The sequence below is a fragment of the Sedimentitalea sp. XS_ASV28 genome, from assembly GCF_041224545.1.
Lineage (GTDB): Bacteria > Pseudomonadota > Alphaproteobacteria > Rhodobacterales > Rhodobacteraceae > Sedimentitalea.
This window is the reverse complement of the sequence record NZ_JBGFGP010000177.1, coordinates 47,892-69,714: the sequence shown is the minus strand read 5'-3', so window position 1 is coordinate 69,714 and position 21,823 is coordinate 47,892. Positions and strand designations below refer to the sequence as shown.

The 21,823-nt window shown below is 61.8% G+C and carries 20 protein-coding genes; 14 read left to right on the top strand and 6 right to left on the bottom strand.

Features of this window, described 5'->3' with window-relative positions:
• The first annotated feature begins 10 nt into the window (after positions 1 to 10).
• From AB9K34_RS23745 to AB9K34_RS23720, 6 genes are all read left to right on the top strand, one after another.
• On the top strand, positions 11 to 1,543 hold the full coding sequence (locus tag AB9K34_RS23745) for an acyl-CoA carboxylase subunit beta (RefSeq protein ID WP_369957215.1): 1,533 nt from the start codon (positions 11 to 13) through the stop codon (positions 1,541 to 1,543).
• A 42-nt stretch (positions 1,544 to 1,585) separates the two neighbouring features.
• Positions 1,586 to 2,152, top strand: coding sequence for a DUF6497 family protein (locus AB9K34_RS23740; protein ID WP_369957213.1), 567 nt, complete (start codon positions 1,586 to 1,588; stop codon positions 2,150 to 2,152).
• Between the two features lie 205 nt (positions 2,153 to 2,357).
• On the top strand, positions 2,358 to 2,501 hold the full coding sequence (locus AB9K34_RS23735) for a hypothetical protein (protein WP_369957211.1): 144 nt from the start codon (positions 2,358 to 2,360) through the stop codon (positions 2,499 to 2,501).
• A gap of 57 nt (positions 2,502 to 2,558) precedes the next feature.
• Positions 2,559 to 2,915 (top strand): hypothetical protein, encoded by a 357-nt coding sequence (locus tag AB9K34_RS23730; RefSeq protein WP_369957209.1) that lies wholly within the window; start codon positions 2,559 to 2,561, stop codon positions 2,913 to 2,915.
• 340 nt (positions 2,916 to 3,255) lie between these two features.
• On the top strand, positions 3,256 to 3,459 hold the full coding sequence (locus AB9K34_RS23725) for a hypothetical protein (protein ID WP_369957208.1): 204 nt from the start codon (positions 3,256 to 3,258) through the stop codon (positions 3,457 to 3,459).
• 207 nt (positions 3,460 to 3,666) lie between these two features.
• On the top strand, positions 3,667 to 5,712 hold the full coding sequence (locus AB9K34_RS23720; RefSeq protein WP_369957206.1) for a biotin carboxylase N-terminal domain-containing protein: 2,046 nt from the start codon (positions 3,667 to 3,669) through the stop codon (positions 5,710 to 5,712).
• A 48-nt stretch (positions 5,713 to 5,760) separates the two neighbouring features.
• Here AB9K34_RS23720 and AB9K34_RS23715 read toward each other — a convergent pair whose 3' ends face one another.
• Positions 5,761 to 6,204: a DUF4174 domain-containing protein gene (locus AB9K34_RS23715; RefSeq protein WP_369957204.1), complete on the bottom strand. Its 444-nt coding sequence runs from the start codon at positions 6,202 to 6,204 to the stop codon at positions 5,761 to 5,763.
• 177 nt (positions 6,205 to 6,381) lie between these two features.
• Here AB9K34_RS23715 and scpA point away from each other — a divergent pair, with 177 nt between their 5' ends.
• From scpA to AB9K34_RS23695, 4 genes are all read left to right on the top strand, one after another.
• The gene (gene scpA / locus AB9K34_RS23710; RefSeq protein ID WP_369957202.1) at positions 6,382 to 8,511 is read left to right on the top strand and encodes a methylmalonyl-CoA mutase; all 2,130 of its coding nucleotides are present in this window, start codon (positions 6,382 to 6,384) and stop codon (positions 8,509 to 8,511) included.
• A gap of 163 nt (positions 8,512 to 8,674) precedes the next feature.
• A complete protein-coding gene (locus AB9K34_RS23705) occupies positions 8,675 to 9,355 on the top strand; it encodes a TerB family tellurite resistance protein (RefSeq protein WP_369957200.1) in 681 nt (226 codons plus the stop codon).
• On the top strand, positions 9,355 to 10,359 hold the full coding sequence (locus AB9K34_RS23700) for an endonuclease/exonuclease/phosphatase family protein (protein ID WP_369957198.1): 1,005 nt from the start codon (positions 9,355 to 9,357) through the stop codon (positions 10,357 to 10,359). Before AB9K34_RS23705 ends, AB9K34_RS23700 begins: the two co-directional genes overlap by 1 nt.
• A 37-nt stretch (positions 10,360 to 10,396) precedes the next feature.
• Positions 10,397 to 10,792 carry a hypothetical protein gene (locus AB9K34_RS23695; RefSeq protein WP_369957196.1) on the top strand — a complete coding sequence of 132 codons (396 nt, stop codon included), beginning with the start codon at positions 10,397 to 10,399 and terminating at the stop codon, positions 10,790 to 10,792.
• Between the two features lie 11 nt (positions 10,793 to 10,803).
• Here the strand turns inward: AB9K34_RS23695 and AB9K34_RS23690 are convergent, their stop codons facing one another.
• From AB9K34_RS23690 to AB9K34_RS23675, 4 genes are read right to left on the bottom strand one after another with little or no spacing between them, the layout of a single operon-like run.
• Positions 10,804 to 12,348 carry a Ppx/GppA family phosphatase gene (locus AB9K34_RS23690; protein WP_369957194.1) on the bottom strand — a complete coding sequence of 515 codons (1,545 nt, stop codon included), beginning with the start codon at positions 12,346 to 12,348 and terminating at the stop codon, positions 10,804 to 10,806.
• Positions 12,349 to 12,397: 49 nt separating this feature from the next.
• A complete protein-coding gene (locus AB9K34_RS23685; protein ID WP_369957192.1) occupies positions 12,398 to 14,584 on the bottom strand; it encodes an RNA degradosome polyphosphate kinase in 2,187 nt (728 codons plus the stop codon).
• A 43-nt stretch (positions 14,585 to 14,627) separates the two neighbouring features.
• The gene (locus AB9K34_RS23680; protein ID WP_369957190.1) at positions 14,628 to 15,308 is read right to left on the bottom strand and encodes a DnaA ATPase domain-containing protein; all 681 of its coding nucleotides are present in this window, start codon (positions 15,306 to 15,308) and stop codon (positions 14,628 to 14,630) included.
• 1 nt (position 15,309) lies between these two features.
• Complete coding sequence (locus AB9K34_RS23675; RefSeq protein WP_369957189.1) at positions 15,310 to 16,377, bottom strand: AI-2E family transporter; 1,068 nt, start codon at positions 16,375 to 16,377, stop codon at positions 15,310 to 15,312.
• A gap of 201 nt (positions 16,378 to 16,578) precedes the next feature.
• On the opposite strand from AB9K34_RS23675, the gene proS reads away from it, so the two are divergent.
• The gene (proS, locus tag AB9K34_RS23670; RefSeq protein WP_369957188.1) at positions 16,579 to 17,919 is read left to right on the top strand and encodes a proline--tRNA ligase; all 1,341 of its coding nucleotides are present in this window, start codon (positions 16,579 to 16,581) and stop codon (positions 17,917 to 17,919) included.
• A gap of 3 nt (positions 17,920 to 17,922) precedes the next feature.
• A complete protein-coding gene (locus AB9K34_RS23665; protein WP_369957186.1) occupies positions 17,923 to 18,831 on the top strand; it encodes a glycosyltransferase family 2 protein in 909 nt (302 codons plus the stop codon).
• Between the two features lie 7 nt (positions 18,832 to 18,838).
• Here the strand turns inward: AB9K34_RS23665 and AB9K34_RS23660 are convergent, their stop codons facing one another.
• Positions 18,839 to 19,681: a hypothetical protein gene (locus tag AB9K34_RS23660; RefSeq protein WP_369957185.1), complete on the bottom strand. Its 843-nt coding sequence runs from the start codon at positions 19,679 to 19,681 to the stop codon at positions 18,839 to 18,841.
• Between the two features lie 130 nt (positions 19,682 to 19,811).
• On the opposite strand from AB9K34_RS23660, the gene AB9K34_RS23655 reads away from it, so the two are divergent.
• Complete coding sequence (locus AB9K34_RS23655; RefSeq protein ID WP_369957184.1) at positions 19,812 to 21,098, top strand: lipoprotein-releasing ABC transporter permease subunit; 1,287 nt, start codon at positions 19,812 to 19,814, stop codon at positions 21,096 to 21,098.
• Positions 21,091 to 21,774, top strand: a complete 684-nt coding sequence (locus AB9K34_RS23650; RefSeq protein WP_369957183.1) for an ABC transporter ATP-binding protein — start codon at positions 21,091 to 21,093, stop codon at positions 21,772 to 21,774. Before AB9K34_RS23655 ends, AB9K34_RS23650 begins: the two co-directional genes overlap by 8 nt.
• Positions 21,775 to 21,823: the final 49 nt, after the last annotated feature.

Sequence of the window (21,823 nt, the reverse complement as noted above, 5' to 3'; positions counted from 1 at the left end):
AGGACACGTCATGAAAGATATCCTTTCCGAGTTGGAGGACCGCCGCAAGGACGCCCGCCTGGGTGGAGGGCAGAAGCGGATCGACTCGCAACATGCCCGTGGCAAGCTGACGGCTCGCGAGCGGATCGAACTTTTGCTGGATGAGGGCAGTTTCGAGGAATTCGATACTTTCGTTGCGCATCGGTGCACCGATTTCGGAATGGAGAAACAGCGCCCTGCCGGCGACGGCGTCGTCACGGGATGGGGTACGATCAACGGTCGCATGGTCTATCTGTTTTCGCAGGATTTCACCGTGTTCGGCGGTTCGCTGTCGGAAACGCACGCGCAGAAAATCTGCAAGATCATGGACATGGCGATGCAGAACGGTGCGCCGGTCATCGGCATCAACGATTCCGGTGGCGCGCGCATTCAGGAGGGCGTCGCCAGTCTTGCGGGATATGCCGAGGTCTTTCAGCGCAACATCATGGCCAGCGGTGTCGTGCCGCAGATCAGCGTGATCATGGGGCCCTGCGCGGGGGGCGCGGTCTATTCACCCGCGATGACCGATTTCATCTTCATGGTCAAGGACACCTCCTACATGTTCGTGACCGGCCCGGATGTGGTCAAGACCGTGACCAACGAAGTCGTGACGGCCGAGGAACTGGGCGGTGCGTCCACGCACACGCGCAAGTCCAGCGTGGCGGATGGCGCGTTTGAAAACGACGTGGAGGCGATGGCCGAGGTACGCCGTCTGGTCGATTTCCTGCCGTTGAACAACCGCGACAAGGCCCCGGTGCGCCCGTTCTTCGATGAGCCGGGGCGCGTCGAGATGAGCCTGGATACGCTGATCCCCGACAATGCCAACAAACCCTATGATATGAAGGAACTCATCCTGAAGGTCGCGGACGAGTCCGACTTTTACGAGATTCAGGAGGATTTCGCCAAGAACATCATCACCGGGTTCATTCGCCTTGAGGGGCGGACGGTCGGTGTGGTTGCCAACCAGCCGATGGTGCTCGCCGGGTGTCTGGATATCGACAGCTCGCGCAAGGCCGCGCGGTTCGTCCGGTTCTGTGATGCGTTTGAAATCCCGATCCTGACCTTTGTCGATGTGCCCGGGTTTCTGCCCGGCACCGGACAGGAATATGGCGGCGTGATCAAGCATGGCGCGAAACTGCTCTTTGCCTATGGTGAAGCGACGGTGCCAAAGGTCACGGTCATCACCCGCAAGGCGTATGGCGGTGCCTATGACGTGATGGCGTCCAAGCATCTGCGCGGCGATTTCAACTATGCCTGGCCGACCGCCGAGATCGCGGTGATGGGGGCGAAGGGCGCAACCGAAATCATCCATCGTGCCGACCTTGGCGACCCTGAAAAGATCGCCGCACACACAAAGGATTACGAAGACCGCTTCGCGAATCCCTTTGTCGCCGCGGAAAAGGGCTTTGTCGACGAGGTGATCATGCCGCATTCGACACGGATGCGCGTCAGCCGCGCCTTTGCGTCCCTGCGCAACAAGTCGCTGCAAAACCCGTGGAAAAAGCACGATAACATTCCACTCTGATCGCCGCTTTGCCCGAAACAAGTTGATCGCCAGGAGATCGCGTTGGCCCATATCCGGATTCACCAGACACCGGGGGATGCAAATCTCGCATCCTTTGACGGATGGCGGCGTATCACCACGGCCAGGTGCCACCGAGGCCCGGAGGATCAGCGAGATGCGCGCACCGGACGTGCCGCGCCAGCAGCCCCGGCGGGAGGAGCCGGTCGCCGGTATGGCCGGGGCTGTGGACTCATCATCGCCGTCGCGGCGCTGGCAGGTGCCGGGTCGGCGCAGCAGGTGGTGACGGTGCCCTCGGGACAGGCGGTAACGCTGAACGAGGTGCTGGTCGAGGATACGGGCAAGGACGCGCTGGTGCGGTTCCGGTTTGTCGCGCCGGCAATCGCGCGCGAGGACGGGACGGTCGATTACGATGCGGCGGCGGCGGATATCGATCATCTGTGTCGCGATCTGGTGATTCCCTACATGGCGGAGTTTGCGCTGACATCGACGCGGGTGGTGATTTCCATGTCGGATCGCGACGTGCCCTTCGGCGATTCTAATCCGCAGGCAACCCAGTTTTTCGAAGCCTATCGGCTTGAAGGTGCCGACTGCATCTGGGAGGCCTTCTGATGCAAACGCAACATATTGCGCATTCCCCGGCAAAGGCCGGTGACGACACGCGCGATGCCGATCGCGCAACAAACTATATTTTCCAATCTGATTGTTTCTACGCTATTCAGGGGTCAAGTCGCGGCAAAGCGACCGCCGCCTCAGACGCGGGGCGCACGGGGGGCAATGACCCTTGCAGAGCGAAGAGAGCAGTCAGGAGACAACCATGTCTACCAGCCTCAGAATTGTCGCGGCGCTTGGATTGGCCGCTGTCATCGGCGCTTGCGATACCTCTCCCCGCGAGGAATTTGTGGTGGCGGAGCCCGAGGCCGTCTCGGTCGCGCCGACCTATACGGGCAAATACGACTGACCGGGGCCCGCTGCCCGGTGCCGGAGCCTATCGTGCGCACGACGCGGAGGGCGACCCATGCTGAAGCATCGCGGGTTTCCCGGTCGCCTTGCGGGCACCGACTTCCAGTTCACGATCAGGCGGCCTAATCCGAAAGGGGTCACGCCGCTCAAGGCGCGCGAACGCTTTGCCGATCGCAGGCCGGCAGATCGGCGAGCGGATGCGGGGTTCGTCGCGGCGCTCTGGGAGCATTTCGGAGATCAACCGTTCGAGCGCGGCAACCTTGACGCCGGGCGGTTGAGCTGGCTTTTCGGGCGCGAGGTCGTGCCCGCAGAAGATCCTTTTGACCCAGAGAGTTATGATGCGCTTCTTATGCTGGACATCAATGTCGCGCGCGCCAGCTTTCCCGACGTGTTCCGGGATTACCCGGCATGATTGGACGGCGATTGGCATCAAATCGGCAAGAATCGGCTCAAAGTTGCCGATCTGAAAACTATTGCTTGGCGAGCCTCGAAAAATACACCACCGTAAAAGTTGTAAGCGGCGTCTGTATTCCCGCGTCGTTTGCGCACTACCTATTCCGTACCCCTTCCCTGAGCGGGCAGGCTTTCGTCTCTGACGCAGGCCTGCCCGTTTCTCCTGCTGTAACTGGCGGCTTGTTTCCTCGGCGTCGATCTGCCGACCCAGGGGCGCGACAGGCTTTGTCATTGCGCGGGGATGGCGCGATGGGTCATGCTTGCGCACCAGCCACCAGACCCGGAGAAGGAGGGGCGAGATGCGAGCGAGAGGCCTATGGATTGCATTGCCACTATGTGTGGCGCTGTCGGCCTGTGGCGACACCGTCGGCAAGCAGGCGCTGTACGGCGCGGGCGCGGGCGTGCTTGGCGCGGCGGTCCTGCAAGGCAGTGTCGTGGGCGGCGCGGTTCTCGGGGCAGCCGGCAACGTCCTCTACTGCCAGCAGCGACGCGGCTGTCGCTAGCCTTTACGCTGGAGCGCCCCCCCGTTTCGCTGACCGGATTGCCCGCCGCCCATGCAGAACGGCGAAGGTCCGGTGTGGCATATTGCGTCGGCGCCACGCACGCATCGACGCGCCCGACCTGACCCATGTTTCGCAAGACCCGTCGCGGCGCCATTGGGCGCGCGCGGGTGTTGCGCCTGACCAATCACTACAGCCAAAGGACAGTCCATGTTCAACAAGATCCTGATCGCCAATCGGGGCGAAATCGCCTGCCGTGTCATAAAGTCTGCCCGCAAGATGGGGATTTCCACCGTTGCGATCTACTCGGATGCGGACAAGGAGGCGTTGCACGTGCAGATGGCGGACGAGGCTGTGCATATCGGTCCGCCACCTGCAAACCAGTCGTATATCGTGATCGACAAGGTCATGGACGCGATCCGGAAAACAGGCGCGCAGGCGGTGCATCCGGGCTATGGTTTTCTTTCGGAAAACAGTAAGTTCGCCGAGGCTCTTGAAGCGGAGGGCGTGGCCTTTGTCGGCCCGCCGAAAGGCGCGATCGAGGCGATGGGTGACAAGATCACCTCAAAGAAAATCGCTCAGGAGGCCGGCGTCAGCACCGTGCCCGGCTACATGGGGCTGATCGAGGATGCCGACGAGGCGGTGAAGATCTCCAACGAGATCGGTTATCCGGTGATGATCAAGGCCAGCGCCGGCGGCGGTGGCAAGGGCATGCGTATCGCGTGGACCGACGAAGAGGCGCGCGAGGGCTTTCAGAGTTCAAAGAACGAAGCGGCCAACAGTTTCGGCGACGACCGGATTTTCATCGAGAAATTCGTGACGCAACCCCGCCATATCGAAATCCAGGTTCTGTGCGACAGCCATGGCAATGGCGTTTATCTGGGCGAGCGGGAGTGCTCGATCCAGCGCCGCAATCAGAAGGTCGTGGAAGAGGCCCCCAGCCCGTTCCTCGACGAGGCAACGCGCAAGGCGATGGGCGAGCAGGCGGTCGCGCTGGCGCAGGCGGTGGGATACACCAGCGCGGGCACGGTGGAATTCATCGTGGATGGCGACAAGAATTTCTACTTTCTTGAAATGAACACCCGTCTTCAGGTCGAGCACCCGGTGACCGAGCTGATCACCGGTGTTGATCTGGTTGAACAGATGATCCGCGTGGCCAATGGCGAAAAGCTGCCCTTTGCGCAGGATGACGTCACGCTGACCGGATGGGCCATCGAGAACCGGCTTTATGCCGAGGATCCCTATCGCGGATTCCTGCCGTCGATCGGACGTCTGACCCGCTATCGTCCGCCCGCCGAGATCGCCGCCGGACCCTTGCTCGACAATGACAAGTGGCAGGGCGACGCGCCCGCCGGTGACAACGCCGTGCGCAACGACACCGGGGTCTACGAGGGCGGCGAGATCAGCATGTTCTACGATCCGATGATCGCCAAGCTGTGCACATGGGCCCCGACGCGGGCGCAGGCCATCGAAGCCATGCGCGTGGCGCTGGACAGTTTCGAGGTCGAGGGGATCGGTCACAACCTGCCGTTCCTGTCAGCTGTCATGGACCACCCCAAATTCGTGTCGGGCGACATGACGACGGCTTTCATCGCCGAGGAATATCCGGAAGGGTTCGAGGGGGTGGACCTGCCCGAGAGCGAATTGCGCAGGATCGCGGCCTCCTGTGCCGCCATGCACCGGGTCGCCGAGATTCGCCGTACCCGCGTTTCCGGCCGAATGGACAATCACGAACGCAAGGTCGGCAAACGCTGGGTCGTGAGCTTGCAGGGCGAGCAGTATGATCTCAAGGTCAAGGCCGATCGCGAAGGAGCGACGGTCAAGTTCGCCGACGGGAGCAAGCTGCGTGTGGCGTCCGACTGGACGCCGGGCGATCAACTCGCGATGATCCAGGTGGACGATGTGCCGCTGGTGCTGAAGATTGGCAAGATTACCCAGGGATTCCGCGTGCGTACGCGGGGGGCCGATCTCAAGGTGCATGTGCGCCGCCCAAGGCAGGCGGAACTGGCGGCCCTGATGCCCGAAAAGGTCGCGCCCGATACGTCCAGGTTGCTGCTCTGTCCGATGCCGGGGCTTGTCGTGAAAGTCGATGTCGAGGTTGGCGACGAGGTGCAGGAAGGTCAGGCATTGTGTTCGATCGAGGCGATGAAGATGGAGAACATCCTGCGTGCCGAGAAAAAGGGCGTGGTGGCCAAGATCAATGCCGGCGCGGGCGACAGCCTCGCGGTTGATGACATCATCATGGAGTTCGAATGATCCCATGCCGGTAATGGCCGGATATCATGCGCGGCCGCGTGGCGGGGGTCAGAGCCCGCGCCGCTGGTCGATTTCGCGCTGGCGCTCCGGTGTCTTGTCGATGGACCGGGTGATTTCCCGTACCGTCCACGGCATCGGCTTGCGCAGCTTGACGCCGCCATCCTTGCCGACGAGCACCAGCATGAAGCCGCGCGGACGCAGCTTCCGGCGCAGCGCGGATGCCGCCGCCGGATCGGTATCGGTCAGGATCACAACATCGCGTTCGATCAGCATTTCGATGTCTTCGCCAAGTCGCTCGATCTGTTCGGCAAAACGCGGATCCGCCGGAGAATCGGCAAACACCACCACCGGGCGCTTGATCCAGAGGAATTCGCTCAGATCGCTATCGCCTGCGGGGCGGATCATCGCCGCGCCCGTCGGTTCGGACTCGTCCTGCGCCCAGGCGGACGCGGACAATAAAGCCGTGAAAACAAGTGCTAAGCAAAGTTTCATATTTTCTCCCGTTGCTAGACATATAAGCACACGGGCGGCGATTGCGATGCCCGTTTTCACTCACCCACCCAAAAAATCACCGCAGGCGCCCGAGGGTGCGACCGGGTGCCAGGGCTGACCTGGCACTTCCGGCGGGCCAGGGCCTGCCTCGGACAGACAAGACAAGAGGACGATCAAATGGCTGCTGAAAAAGACGATTGGAAAGCCCTGGCCGAGCAGGAGTTGCGTGGCCGCCCGCTCGAGGAGCTGAACTGGAACACGCTCGAAGGCATCGAGGTTCAGCCACTCTATACGCAGGACGATCTCGCCGGCGTGGATCATCTGGGCACCATTCCGGGCAAGGCGCCATTCACCCGCGGGGTCAAGGCAACGATGTATGCCGGGCGCCCCTGGACGATCCGCCAATATGCGGGTTTCTCGACGGCCGAGGAATCCAATGCCTTCTATCGCCGCAATCTTGCCGCGGGCCAGCAAGGTGTTTCCGTGGCTTTCGACCTGGCCACGCATCGCGGCTATGACAGCGATCACGCGCGCGTCGTGGGCGATGTCGGCAAGGCAGGTGTGGCCATCGACAGTGTCGAGGACATGAAAATCCTGTTTGACGGCATTCCGCTGGACAAGGTCAGCGTATCGATGACGATGAACGGTGCGGTCATCCCGATCCTCGCCAGTTTCATCGTCGCCGGGGAAGAACAGGGCCATGACAAATCGGTGCTGTCCGGGACCATTCAGAACGACATTCTCAAGGAGTTCATGGTCCGCAACACCTATGTCTATCCGCCCGAACCGTCGATGCGGATCGTTGCCGACATCATCGAGTTCACCTCGAATGAAATGCCGAAGTTCAACAGCATTTCCATCAGCGGTTACCACATGCAGGAGGCCGGTGCGAACCTCGTGCAGGAGCTGGCCTATACGCTGGCGGACGGGCGCGAATACGTGCGCACCGCGATTGCGCGGGGTATGGATGTCGACAAGTTCGCGGGCCGGCTGTCGTTCTTTTTCGCGATTGGCATGAATTTCTTCATGGAGGCTGCCAAGCTGCGCGCCGCGCGGCTGTTGTGGCACCGGATCATGAGCGAGTTCGAACCGAAGAACCCGAAATCCATGATGTTGCGCACCCATTGCCAGACATCGGGCGTCAGCCTTCAGGAGCAGGACCCTTACAACAACGTGGTTCGTACCGCCTATGAAGCGATGAGCGCGGTTCTGGGAGGGACGCAATCGCTGCACACCAATGCGCTGGACGAGGCGATCGCCCTGCCGACCGATTTCTCGGCCCGTATCGCGCGCAACACGCAGCTGATCCTGCAGGAAGAGACCGGCGTGACCAATGTCGTCGATCCGCTGGCGGGGTCGTATTACGTCGAAAAGCTCACCCATGATCTGGCCACCGAGGCGTGGAAACTGATCGAAGAGGTCGAAGAGATGGGCGGCATGACCAAGGCGGTGGCCAGCGGACTGCCCAAGCTGCGCATCGAGGAGAGCGCCGCCACCCGGCAGGCGATGATCGACCGGGGCGACGAGGTGATTGTCGGGGTGAACAAATACCGCAAGGACAAGGAAGATCCGATCGATATCCTTGAAATCGACAATGCCAAGGTTCGCGACAGCCAGATCGCGCGGCTCAATACCGTGCGCGCGGAACGCGATGAAAACGCCTGTGCGACGGCGCTGGACGAGCTGACGCGCTGTGCAAAAGAAGGGGGCAACCTGTTGCAGGCGGCCATTGAAGCCGCCCGCGCGCGGGCAACAGTTGGAGAAATCAGCATGGCAATGGAAAAGGAATTCGGCCGTCACCGGGCCGAGGTCAAGACGCTTGCCGGGGTTTATGGCGCCGCTTACGAAGGCGATGCCGAATTCGCCGAGATCCAGAAAACCGTCGAGCAATTTGCCGAGGTTGAGGGCCGGCGGCCGCGTATGCTGGTCGTCAAGATGGGACAGGACGGCCATGACCGGGGCGCCAAGGTGATTGCCACCGCCTTTGCCGATATCGGATTCGATGTGGATGTGGGCCCGTTGTTCCAGACCCCGGAAGAGGCGGCGCAGGACGCGGTGGACAACGACGTGCACATCGTCGGCATTTCGAGCCAGGCCGCCGGGCACAAGACGCTTGCGCCGCAATTGGTCGAGGCGCTCAAGGCCGCCGGTGCCGAGGACATCATCGTGATCTGTGGCGGCGTGATTCCGCAGCAGGACTATCAGTATCTCTATGACAACGGCGTCAAGGCGATCTTTGGCCCGGGTACCAACATCCCGAATGCGGCCAAGGACATTCTGCGCCTTGTCCGCGAAGCCCGCGCCTGATCGGGATCCGGCGGGAAAAAGGCGCGCCATGTTCGGCATGACCGGGGAATGACGCATCATTCCCCGGTGTCGAAACACCGTGAGCGGACCGGCGCGCAGAATAGTGTTCCGAAGACCCCATGGAGCACCTGACACTGCCGCACAGCCGCGCTAAGCTGCAGCCATGTCGATCTGGACCCGCATAACCGATGCGCTGGCGGCGCTGGCGAATGGCGAAAGCCTGACCGCTGTCTTTGACCGGTTGCGCACGCGCCCCGAACGCAGCGTGGCGTTTGCCATCGCTGTCATTGCCCTTGGGGCCAAGATGGCCAAGGCGGACGGGCAGGTGACGCGCGACGAGGTGACGGCCTTTCGCGAGGTGTTCCGAATCGGCGAAGAGGACGAGGCGGGGGCGGCGCGGGTGTTCAACCTGGCCCGTACCGACGTTGCGGGATACCGTGAATATGCGCGGCGGATTCGCACCATGTTCGAGGATGATCCGGATACGCTCTGCGACCTCATGGAGGGGCTTTTCCATATTGCGATGGCGGATGGGTTCTATCATCCCGGCGAGAACGAGTTTCTCGAAGACGTTGCGGCGATTTTCAACCTGTCCGATGCGCAGTTCAAGGCAATGCGCGCGCGTTTCGTGCCCGACGCCGAAGCCGATCCCTATACCATTCTGGGGGTCGCGCCCGATACGCCGCTGACCGAGATTCGCAGCACCTGGCGGCAACTGGTGCGCGACAATCATCCGGACAGAATGGTTGCACGCGGCGTGCCGCAGGAAGCGATCAAGCTGGCCGAGAAGCGGATGATCGACATCAATCGTGCGTGGGACGAAATCAGTGCCGCGGCCGCCTGATGCGTCTGGCGACCTACAATGTCGAATGGTTCGCCAATCTCTTTGATGACCAAGATCAACTGATCGTTGACGACGCGTGGTCGGGTCGGCGCGACGTGAGCCGTGCGCAGCAGGCCGAGGCGCTTGGCATGGTTTTCTCGGCACTTGACGCGGATGCGGTGCTGGTGGTCGAAGCGCCCAATACCGGGCGCAGCCAGAGCACTGTGCGGGCGCTGGAGCATTTCGCCGCGACGTTCGATTTGCGCACGCGTCGCGCGGTGATGGGCTTTGCCAACGACACGCACCAGGAAATCGCGCTACTTTACGATCCCGATGTTCTGAGCGCGCGGCACGATCCGGTTGGCCAGACGGTCGGCGACCCCGAGGCGCCGCGCTTTGACAGCAGTTTTCGCATCGATCTCGATATCGACGCCACCGAAGACCTGGTGCGGTTTTCCAAGCCGCCGCTCGAACTCGAGATCACCACCGGGCAGGGGGTCTTGCTGCGCCTGATCGGGGCACATCTGAAATCCAAGGCACCGCACGGGGCACGCAACCGGGACGCGGCGATGCGCCTGTCCATCGCCAACCGGCGCAAGCAGCTGGCGCAGGCGATCTGGCTGCGTCGCCGGATCGACCGGCATATCCTGGACGGGTCCGACGTGATGCTGATGGGGGATCTGAATGACGGTCCGGGCCTTGACGAATACGAGAATCTCTTTGGCCGTTCCTCTGTTGAAATCCTGCTGGGCGACGATCTTTACGATCCGCATGCACGCCGCGCCCTGCAACGGCGGCTCGGTGCGTATCCGACCACCGCGCGGTTCCGGGTGCACGACGGCGATGGGTATCTGCAGGCGCTTCTGGACTACATCATGCTGTCTCCGGGTTTGATGTCGCGGCGGCCTGTCTGGCGGATCTGGCATCCGTTCGATGATGCAGAGTGCTGGGAGTTCGCGGATCTGCGCCAGGCGCTGCTTTTGGCGTCGGATCATTTCCCCGTGTCACTGGATATAGATATCTGAGCGTTGAACGCGCGGGCGCGTGATCTATATTGGGGTCATGAAACGCATCGTTCCGCTTCTCTTTGTCACCGCATTGGCGTCCACGCCGCTCTCGGCCCAGAACGAGGAGGCAGAGGGCAGGGATCTCATGGAACGCGGCATGGAATTGTTGTTCGAGGGGCTGCGCGAAGAGATGTCCCCTGCCTTGCAGCGCATGCGCGAACTGGCGGATGAATATGGCCCTGCGATGGGCGATTTTCTCGAGGAAATGGGGCCGGCATTCGGCAACATGCTGAGCGAGATCAAGGACTGGACCGCCTATCATCCGCCCGAGGTTCTGCCCAATGGCGACATCATCATTCGCAAGAAGATCGAACCGCAAGAGAAACCCGAGGCAGACCCCGAAGCGGTCCCCGGCACCGATCTGCCGCCGCAGGGGCAAACCGATCTCTGAGGCATTGCCGTTCAGTTGATATCGATCACTTTCAACTCGGCGGAAAGTGACGAGACCAGAGACTGCATGCGCGCTTGCGCCACTTCGCCATAGAGATCCTGCGAGTCCCTGGAGAGGCGGAATTCGAGCAGACGGCGTTTGGGATACCATTTCAGGCTGCTCATCGACTCGCCCTCCTGCATCAGCAGCATCGCACCGAACCGCATCGCCTTGCCCAGGATCTCGGCATGGAGTTGATCACCCTCGTCGATCAGCTCGAACATGTCTTCGAATCGCGTGCCTTCGCGCTTGTTGCGATACCGATGCAGCAGGGCAAGGCCGAGAAACACCCGCTCCGAATGCTTGAGACCGCCGAGATTGGCCCGCGTGGCATTGTCAAAGCAGATTTCCGCCCGATAGTCGGGATGCGCGCGCCAGCTGACGTCGTGCAGCAGGCAGGCCGCCTTGACGAGCCTCTTGCGTGAATCGGGGGCCGATTTGAACAGCGGCAGGATGAATTTGAACAACGTGTCGCCAAAGCCGGGAAAGCGGGCGTCCTTGGCTTCGGCAAAATGGCAGGCCTCGATGAGCGGATCCCGGTCGCGCAGCCGCTGCGGCATCTGCTCGTAAAGCAACCCCTCGCGGATGCCATAGCTCGATACCGCGATATCCTTGGGCTTGAACGTGTTCACCAGTCTCGCCAATACATCCGCCGCCATCGGAACCAGCGCCATCCGGGCCGAGGACACGTTGGCGTTGCTGCGCAGCCAGTCCGGATCGTTCTTTTCAATGAATTTGACCGTGGCGCGCACGTCCTTGGGACGCATCCGGTATTCGTGCAGCACATGCAAAGGGTAGTCGCGGCGCAGCATGTCGATGCGGGCAATCGCCCGCCAGCTGCCACCCACCAGGAACAGGCGGTCGGGCTGTGGTCCCATCGTGTCCGCGAGCTGGCCCATCACGTCCCTGATATGCGCCTTGCGTCCCGCGCGACCGCCCTTGACACTTGCCAGTTTCAGCGGGCCGAGGGCCGATGTTACCCGTTTGCCGACCCGTCCGCCGGAAATCTCCGCGAGCTCCATGCTCGAACCGCCAATATCACAGACCAGGCCGTATGATCCCGGCCACCCGAGCAGAACGCCCTGCGCCGAGAGCCGGGCCTCTTCCTCTCCGTCGATCACCCAGATCCGCAGTCCGGTCTTGCGCAGCACTTCATCGCAGAATTGCGGACCGTCCTGTGCATCGCGTACCGCCGCCGTGGCGACGGCGGTAAGAGGGGGCAGGTTCATTCCGCGCGCCAGATGCTGAAAGCGCTGAATGGCATCCAGCGCCCGTACGCGGCCATCGGGGTTCAGGCATCCGGACTGAGAAAGGCCCGCGCCCAGACCGCACATGATCTTTTCATTGTAGAAATAGGCGGGGCTGCGCGCCGCGCCATCGAAAACGACGAGTCGCACAGAGTTTGAACCGACGTCTACGACGCCGACGCGCGACAGGGCGCGGGCGCTGGGGCTGTCGAACAGGGGGCGGCCAAAGGGATCCCAATCGGGGTTGCCTGCGACGTCTTCGGTACTCATGCTTCCCCCGGCTGATCCCTGGTCAGGATGCGGGAAGCAACGGGACGCGTCAATTGCCCGTTGCTTCATCGGTGTGTGTCAATTTCGGCACATCCGAAGCACCGGCCGATCCACGGCCGGACAGGGATGGGTTTTCCATGAAGAAGCGATGGCAGTTGAAGGCGAATTCGCCTTCGGTCACGGTTGCGCGGGTCGAACTGCCATCGGGATCCATGATCCAGGATTGCGCGACATCGGCGAGATTTGCGGCCATCACCTGGCTGACGATCTGGGCCTTGACCGTGGCGTTTTCGATTTCAACCAATGTCTCGACGCGGCGGTTGAGGTTGCGACCCATCCAGTCGGCCGAAGAGATGAAAACCCGGGCACGCTTGCTGGGGAGGCCGTGGCCATTGCCAAAGCACACGATGCGCGAATGTTCCAGAAAGCGCCCGATGATCGATTTGACGCGGATATTCTCGGACAATCCCTTGATCCCCGGGCGCAAGCCGCAGATGCCACGGATGACAAGGCTGATCTTCACGCCGCCCTGGCTGGCGCGATAGAGCGCGTCGATCACCTCGCTGTCGATCAGGGAATTCATCTTGGCCCAGATCACCGCGGGCCGCCCGGCGCTGGCGTGGTCGATCTCGGCCTCGATCATCTCGAGCAGGCGCTGCTTCAGGGACAGCGGCGAAATCGCCAGGTTCTCAAGCTGATCGGGTTGCGCATAGCCGGACAGGAAATTGAACACCTTGGTTGCATCCCGTCCGAGTGCCCTGTCACAGGTGAACAGCGACAGGTCGGTATAGATGCGCGCCGTGATCGGATGATAGTTGCCGGTGCCATAATGGGTATAGGTGACGAGGTTATCGCCCTCGCGGCGCACCACCGTGCTGATCTTAGCGTGTGTTTTCAGGTCGAGAAAGCCATAGACCACATGCGCGCCGGCCCGTTCGAGGCGTCGCGACTGACGGATATTGGCGGCTTCGTCAAACCGCGCCTTCAGTTCGACAAGCGCGGTGACAGATTTGCCGTCTTCCGCCGCTTCGCACAGGGCCTCGACGATGGGCGAGTTCTTGGACGTGCGGTAAAGCGTCTGCTTGATCGCCACCACATCGGGATCGCGGGCCGCCTGCATGAGAAAACGCACCACCATGTCGAAGGTCTCGTAAGGGTGGTGCAGCAGCATGTCCTTTTTCCGGATCGCGGCGAACATGTCGCCGTCGTGGTCGCTGACCCGTTCGGGAACGCGCGGGGTGAACGAGGGCCATAACAGGTCGGGGCGGCTGTCGAGAACGAGTTCGTCGAGATCCGAAATGCCGATCATGCCTTCGATCTCGACGACTTCTGCGGTCTCGACACCAAGTTCTCTCATCACCGTGGATTTCAACTCTTCGGGCGCGCCGGCAGAGTGCGTCATCCGGACAACCTCGCCCCGGCGACGACGCTTGAGCGCAACTTCGAATTCGCGCACCAGATCCTCGGCCTCTTCCTCGACTTCCAGGTCGCTGTCGCGCAGCACCCTGAATTCGAAATGGCTCTTGAGCTTGTAGCCGGGGAACAGGCTGCCGATATTCTCGAGCAGGAGTTCTTCGAGCAGCAGGAAACGTTGCTCGCCCGGTTCGGACGGCAGCGCGACGAACCGGTCGATCTGGTGAGGGATCGGCAGCAACGCCTGAAGCACCCGCTTGTCCCGTGTCCGCTCCAGTTGCAGCGCCAGACAGAAACCGGTGTTCGGGATGAAGGGGAAGGGATGCGCCGGGTCGATGGCCAGGGGCGAAAGAACCGGAAAGACCCGGTTCAGAAATACGTCGGCGAGAAAGGTCTTGTCCGAGTCGGTGAGTTCCTCTCGGGTGACGACGATGATCCCCGCCGCCTCCAGGGCCGGTTCCAGCTGGGTCAGCACCCGTTGCTGCGATTGCATGAGGTTGCGCGCGTCCTCGTTGATCAGGACAAGCTGTTCGGCGGGCGTCAGCCCGTCCGCCGCGGGCGTGGTGTTGCCCGCATGGGCCAGTTCGCGCAGGCCGGCGACACGGACGGTATAGAATTCTTCGAGGTTCTTGGCCGATATCGACAGAAAGCGCAGCCGTTCCAGAAGCGGCACGCGCGGGTTCTCGGCCTCTTCCAGAACGCGCCAGTTGAACGCCAGCCAGCTGAGTTCACGATTGTGAAACCGCCCGGGTCCGGTGAGGTCAGAATCAGGCAGTTCGACGGGTTCGGGAAAGGGCGAATCGAGAAAGTTGGCGTTTGTCATGGGGGTGCCGCTAACCGAGTTGAGTGACAGGTATGTGTCCATTTTATTCTTTCCGCTCCGGCGCGCCAAGCAACTCGGAAGCCAGTCGCCGTGATAGCGTGCGATGTTCGGACAATGCTGCCTTGTCGAGACGGCGCACGATGTCCTCTGCGGCGCGGAAAGACCGGTCCATGCGTGACAGCAGAAAAGGGATGACATCCGGCTTTGGCGTGATTTGCCGATCGGCAAAGAGCTTGGCCAGAACCGCCGCCAGCAGCCTGTCATCGGGCGCGAGCAATGCGATATGCGTGGTTCCGTCGATCCGGCTTTGCAGGTCAGGCAGCGTGAGAGCCCACAGGTTGGGCGCGCCCCGTCCGGTCAGCAACAGGCGATTGCCCTGCGACAGGATCAGGTTGTGCAGGTGAAAGAGCGCGTTCTGCGCCTCTGTGTCCGCTGCGATCTGGGGCACGTCCTCGACCGCCGCGCACCACTTTGCCAGCGCCGGGATGTCGCGCGATGGCAGGTCAGCGGCGGTGACGATCTCGGCGTCATTTGCGGCAGCCCAGACATGGGTCAGATGCGTCTTGCCCGCGCCCGACGGGCCGGACAGCACCAGCTTGCCATTGGGCCAGCTGTCGCTGGCGTCGATCATCGCAACCGCCATCGCGTTTTCCGGCGACACGAAGAAATCGTCCCGCCCCAGAACCGGCATGGCTGGCAAGTCGAAGCTCAGCTGTTCGGCCATGCTACTGCGCGTCCTGGCCCGACTCGCCACTGTAGAGGCGGCTTTGCAGGTATTGATCAACGGCAAAGCGCGCGAGCACGCCAAGAGCCGCCGATACCGGCACGGCGACGAGCATCCCGATGAACCCGAACAGCGCGCCGAACACCGACAGGGCGAGCAGCAGCCACACGGGGTGCAGCCCGATCGAGTCGCCGACGAGTTTCGGCGTCAGGAAATTGCCTTCGACGACCTGCCCCAGCACGAAGACCCCGGCAACGAGCCCGATCGAAGCCCAGTCGCCCCAGAACTGAAACATGGCGAGCCCGATGGCCAGCGATCCGCCGATCAATGCGCCGAGGTAGGGAATGAAGGTTACGAGCCCGGCAACGACGCCAACGACCAGCCCGAAGTTCAGCCCGACCATCATCAGCGCGATGGCGTAGTAGGTGCCGAGGATCAGGCTCACGGTGCCCATGCCACGGATGAACGCCGCCAGCGTCTCGTCGATTTCACCGGCCAGCCTGCGGATGGTCGGGGCGTGCTCACGGGGCAGAAGAAAGTCTATCCGCGCGATCATCCGGTCCCAATCAAGCAGCATGTAGACCGACACCACCGGAACCACGACCAGAAGGACCACGATATTGAGGAACGACAGCGCGGATCCGAGAACCGACTCGATCAGTTGGGGACCGCGCTCCTTGATCGCCGCGCCAATGGTATTCAGCGCTTCCCGCGCGCTCGACCCTTCGACCAGCAGGGACGGGAAATGCGTGATGACAAATGTCTGCAGGTCCTGGAAGAGCTGCGGCATGATGTTGATCAGATCGATCGACTGCGAAATCAGTGTCGGAATGACCAGAAGACCGAGCAGAACCGCAAGAAGCAGGGCAAAGATCGTGATCACCGCGGTCGCAGCCACCCGCGACAGGCCGAGACGTTCAAGACGATCCGCCACCGGATCGATGAAATAGGCGATGGCGCTGCCGATCACGAAGGGCAGCAGAACGTCACCAAGGAACCAGAGCACAACGGCAAAGATCGCCATTGCGATGCCCCAGTATTTCAGTTGATCCCTGACTGGCAGTGTCATGCGTTGCCCTTGCTTGCGTTGGCATCTCTCATCGCCCATAGGCCGACCGGTTTCAAGGGGCGGCTGGGGATGGGGCCGGTGAAATGGCTTTCTGCCTTGAAAAACTGCGCCCTTCGCCGATTTGGCCGCGCATTGGTTGATTGCCTGGGCCGGCGCTTTGGCATAGACCGCGATAAACCGAGTTCCATGAAGAGACCGCACATGCGCCTGTCCCGATACTTTTTGCCCGTTCTCAAGGAAAACCCCGCGGAAGCCCAGATCGTCAGCCACCGGCTGATGTTGCGCGCTGGCATGATCAAGCAGGCGCAGGCCGGTATCTATTCGTGGTTGCCGCTGGGCCACAAGGTGTTGCGCAATATCGAAAAGATCGTGAATGAAGAGCAGGTGCGCGCGGGGCATATCCCGATGCTGATGCCAACCCTGCAATCGGCGGATTTGTGGCGCGAAAGCGGGCGTTATGACGATTACGGCGAAGAGATGCTGCGGATCACCGACCGGCATGGCCGCGACATGCTTTACGGTCCCACCAACGAAGAGCTGATCACCGACATTTTCCGCAGCCATGTGAGCAGCTACAAGGATCTGCCGCTGACGCTGTATCACATCCAGTGGAAATTCCGTGACGAGATCCGCCCGCGCTTTGGCGTGATGCGGGGGCGCGAGTTCCTGATGAAGGATGGCTACAATTTCGACGTGACCAAGGAGGACGCGCTGCACGCCTATAATCGCCACCTTGTCAGCTATCTGCGCACCTATGAGCGCATGGGGCTTCAAGCGATCCCGATGCGGGCGGATGGCGGCCCGATCGGCGGCGACTACACACATGAATTCCTCGTGCTGGCAGAGACCGGCGAATCCGAGGTTTTCTATGACAGCGAGATCACCGACCTGAAATTCGGCGACCGCGACATCGATTATGACGATGTGGCGCAGTGCCAGGCGGTCCTTGAAGAATTCACCAGTCGCTATGCCCGCACCGACGAAACCCATGACGAGGCGCTGTTTGACAAGGTGCCCGAAGCCCGCCGCCGGACGGCGCGCGGCATCGAGGTCGGGCAGATTTTCTATTTCGGCACCAAATATTCCGAAGCTCTGGGCGCGACCGTGCAGACTGCGGATGGCAAGCAGGTTCCGGTGCATATGGGCAGCCACGGCATCGGCGTTTCGCGCCTGTTGGGGGCGATCATCGAGGCGAGCCATGATGACAAGGGTATCATCTGGCCCGAGGGCGTGACGCCGTTCCACTGCGGGATCGTCAATCTGAAACAGGGTGACGAAGAGGCCGACGGAGCCTGTGAGGCGCTTTACGCGTCACTGACCGCGCTTGGGCTGGAACCTTTGTATGATGACCGCAACGAAAGGGCCGGGGGCAAGTTTGCCACCATGGACCTGATCGGCCTGCCCTGGCGCATCACCGTCGGGCCGCGCGGGCTCAAGAACGGGGTTGTCGAACTGACCAGCCGCCGCACCGGCGAGAGCGAGGAACTGCCACCCGAGCAGGCCGTCGCCAAGGTGGCTGCGATCTATGGCAAGACCGTCTGAACGATGGGGGCCGCGCCGACGATCTCGGTCATCACGGTAACCTGGAACCTGATCGACGCCGGGCGCCGGGACGCCATTCTGGAGGTCATGGACTGTGTTCAGGGCCAGAGCGCCAGAGGTCTGGAACATGTCATCTGGGACGGCGCGTCGACCGACGGCACCCAGGCCCTGATAGAGGAAAAGATCTCCACGCTGCAACAGGACGGGGCACCGGTGCCCGTACGCTTCTTCAGCGAACCGGACAGCGGCCTTTATGACGCGATGAACAAGGCGGTCGCCGCCAGCAGTGGTGATTATATCATCTTTCTGAACTCGGATGACCTGATTGAACGCGCGGATTCGCTGGCGCTGGTTCAGCAGAAACTGGCCAGCGACGATCCGGATTATGCTTTCGGGCAGACCACATACGTCAATACCGATGGCAGTACGTTTCACGCCAGACGCGTGACCACAAACAGCATGCTGCGCAGCATTCCGTTCTGTCACAATTCGACACTGATCCGGCGCAAGGTGTTTCTGGAAATGGGCGGGCATGACCTGCAATTCAGGATTGTCGCGGATTACGACATGACCCTGCGGATTTTCCTGCGCGGCCTCAGGGGCTGTGCCATGCTGGTGCCCATCGCGGTGTTTCGACGGGGTGGGTTGTCGGCCGATCTGATGGGAACGGGAGCCGAAGTGGCGCGGGTCTGGCGCAAGAACTATGCGCCATTTGTGGACATGTCCCGTTACAGCGACGAGCAATGCCTGAACTGGGTGCGTATCGGGCAATTGCCCCTGCGCGTGTCGTGGGGGATCTTTCGGGGCAATCTGGACAAGCCGGCGGTGCGCCGGGCGGCGCGTCACAGTTTCGTCAAGACATTGCTGCGTCGAATGCAGCCCTGGCGCAGTTGGGACAACCTGAGCGCGTGAGCGCGCTTCAGCCCGTCTGCCAGATCCCGAATTCGCGTTGCATGTATTGGACGCATTCGCGATTGGCTTGTTGGCGGTCTAGCCCTTCTATTGTGCTGTTAGATAGGGCCTCGTCCTCGGCGCCGGGGATCTCGTTTGGCATGAGACCGTTGTGTCCCCAAATTCCGATCCCGTTCATTGCTACCATCCCAGACAGCCAAATATCGTCAACGGTCCAAACCTTTTCGGGCACTGAAAAAACTTGTTCTGTGAAGAACCTTGGCCTGATAAGTACGCCGCCGCAGCCTTCCATGACGTCAATTAGTCCTTCGCGGCGAAAGTTCCACGTTCGGTAGGGTTTCGGCAGACTCCGGCCTTGGCAAAGTTCATTAACTTTTTGCCATAAGCGCCGCCCTCGATAAGGAAGGTCATAACGGGACCTTAACATCACAGCTCTTCGAGACATATCAGGTTCACGTGTTAGATAAAAAGATAGCTTATCTAGATCCCATCCTGAATTTGCAATGCAGAGTCCGGGATAGACGCGAGCGGCTTCAATCAAGTCCTGTGCCCAGTGAACCGACGTCGTGCGGTCGTCGTCGCAATAGATGATCGGCTCATCGGTGCCGGCCAGTTCGGTCAGCGCGGGCAGCAGCTTGGTCGCTGGCCCGTAATCCTCTTCGGTCCGGGCGATGCGCACGCCCTCGGGCACCTCGGGGAGCGAAAAGCTGCCCTCGGGGAAGCGACGATAGCTGCGCGGAATATTGACCCGGATTTCCCGAATCTCGGCCGTCTGTTTCAGCAGGTCGGCCAGCGTGCGTTGCAGCATGTCGAACCGGGGCGGAATCGAGGTAAGGGAAATGACGGTCAAGGCGCACCCATCTGTAGTTCCTGCCCTTGCTACGCAATCGCCTGACGACAATCAATTGCCCGTTTTCCCTGCGGGGTTGACTGTGGGGCTTGCCGGTGTATCCGTTCGTCGATTGCAGACAGGAGCCGACATGGCCAGAACGCCCGCCCCCTTTGCCCGGTTCGAATGGATGATCGCGTGGCGCTATCTGCGTGCCCGCCGTGCCGAAGGCGGTGTCAGCGTCATGACATGGATCAGCCTGATCGGTATCACGCTCGCCGTTTTCGCGCTGATCGCGACGTTGGCGGTGCGCTCGGGCTTTCGCACCGAATTTGTCGGCACCATTCTGGGGGCCAATGCCCATGTGACGGTCTATGATGTCGGCCGCGTCGGGCCACAGGGACAGATTGATCGCACGATAGAAGATTACGAGGGTTGGGCCGAACGCGTCGCGCAGGTGCCCGGCGTGACGCGGGTGGCGCCGCTGATCAAGGGGCAGGCCCTTATCAGCCTGCGTGACGGGAGTTCCGGGGCCGAGATCTTTGGCATTTCCCGCGAGGACCTTGAATCGTTGCCGGGCATCGCACAATCCGAACAGGCCGCCGGCGACCTGACCCGCTTTGACGACGGCATCGCGATCGGATCGGGAGTGGCGCGGGCCATCGGCGCGGGCGTCGGGGATACGATCAAGCTGACCTCGCCCAACGGGGTGAAGACCGCGTTCGGCACCAGCCCGCGCGTAAACGCCTATGAGGTCGTCTATGTCTTTTCGGCAGGGCGCTACGATATCGACCGGACCCGCGTCTACATGCCCTTTGCCGAGGCACAATCCTATTTCAACCGCGAGGGCGTGGCAGACGAGCTGGAGGTGATGGTTGAAGACCCCGAAGCGGTAAACGCCCTGACCATTGATATTCTGCGCGCCGCAGGAGATCGGGCGCAGGTCTGGACGTGGCGCGACTCGGCGGGCGGTTTTCTGCGCGCGCTCGAAGTCGAAGACAACGTGATGTTCATCATCCTGTCCATTCTCGTTCTGATCGCGGCGATGAACATCGTGTCCGGGCTGATCATGCTGGTCAAGAACAAGGGGCGCGACATCGGGATCCTGCGCACCATCGGGCTGAGCGAAGGCTCGATCATGCGGGTGTTCTTCATCTGCGGCGCGTTCACCGGCCTGATCGGCACGGTGATGGGGGTCGTTCTGGGATGTCTCTTCGCAATCTATATCGACCCGTTGTTTTCGTTCGTGAACTACGTGATGGGCGGCGGGGTCTGGGATCCCTCGATCCGGGGCATCTACCGTCTGCCGGCAGAACTCAGGCTGGGAGATGTGTTGTCGGCGGTGGCCCTGTCGCTCGGGCTGTCCTTTCTCGTCACCCTGTTCCCGGCCCGGCGCGCGGCGCGGATGAACCCGGTCGAGGCGCTGCGTTATGAATGATCCGGTGTTGCAATTGCAGGGGCTGTTCAAGAGCTACGGAGCCGGATCGCCTGCGGAAATCCGCGTCTTGCAGGATCTTGACCTGAATGTCGGCAAGGGCGAGGCGGTTGCGCTGGTGGCGCCGTCCGGGGCTGGCAAATCGACACTCTTGCACATCGCGGGACTGCTGGATGTTGCGGATCGGGGCGAGGTTCGGATCGGCGGCGTCGATCTTACCGGCAAATCCGATCGCGCGCGAACGGCGGCGCGGCGGCGTGATATCGGCTTTGTTTACCAGTTTCACCACCTGCTGCCCGAGTTCTCGGCGCTGGAAAACATCGTGCTGCCCCAGCTTGCCAACGGCGTCGCCGAGAGACAGGCGCGCGAGCGCGGGCTTCAGCTTCTTGATCGTGTCGGGATCGCGGCGCGGGCGGATCATCGCCCGGCGGCCTTGTCCGGGGGGGAACAGCAACGCGTCGCCTTCTGTCGCGCGTTGGCCAACGCGCCGCGCCTGCTGCTGGCGGACGAGCCGACCGGCAACCTGGACCCGGCAACATCGGACCAGGTGTTCGACACGATGATGGCGCTGGTGGCCGATACCGGCCTCGCCGCGGTGATCGCAACGCACAACCTGGAGCTGGCAGCGCGCATGGACCGGGTTCTCAGGCTCGAGAACGGCAGGCTCACCGAGGTCTGAACCGGGCTCTGCCCGCTTCGGTGATCAGGAGCGAGCCACGGCCCCGCGC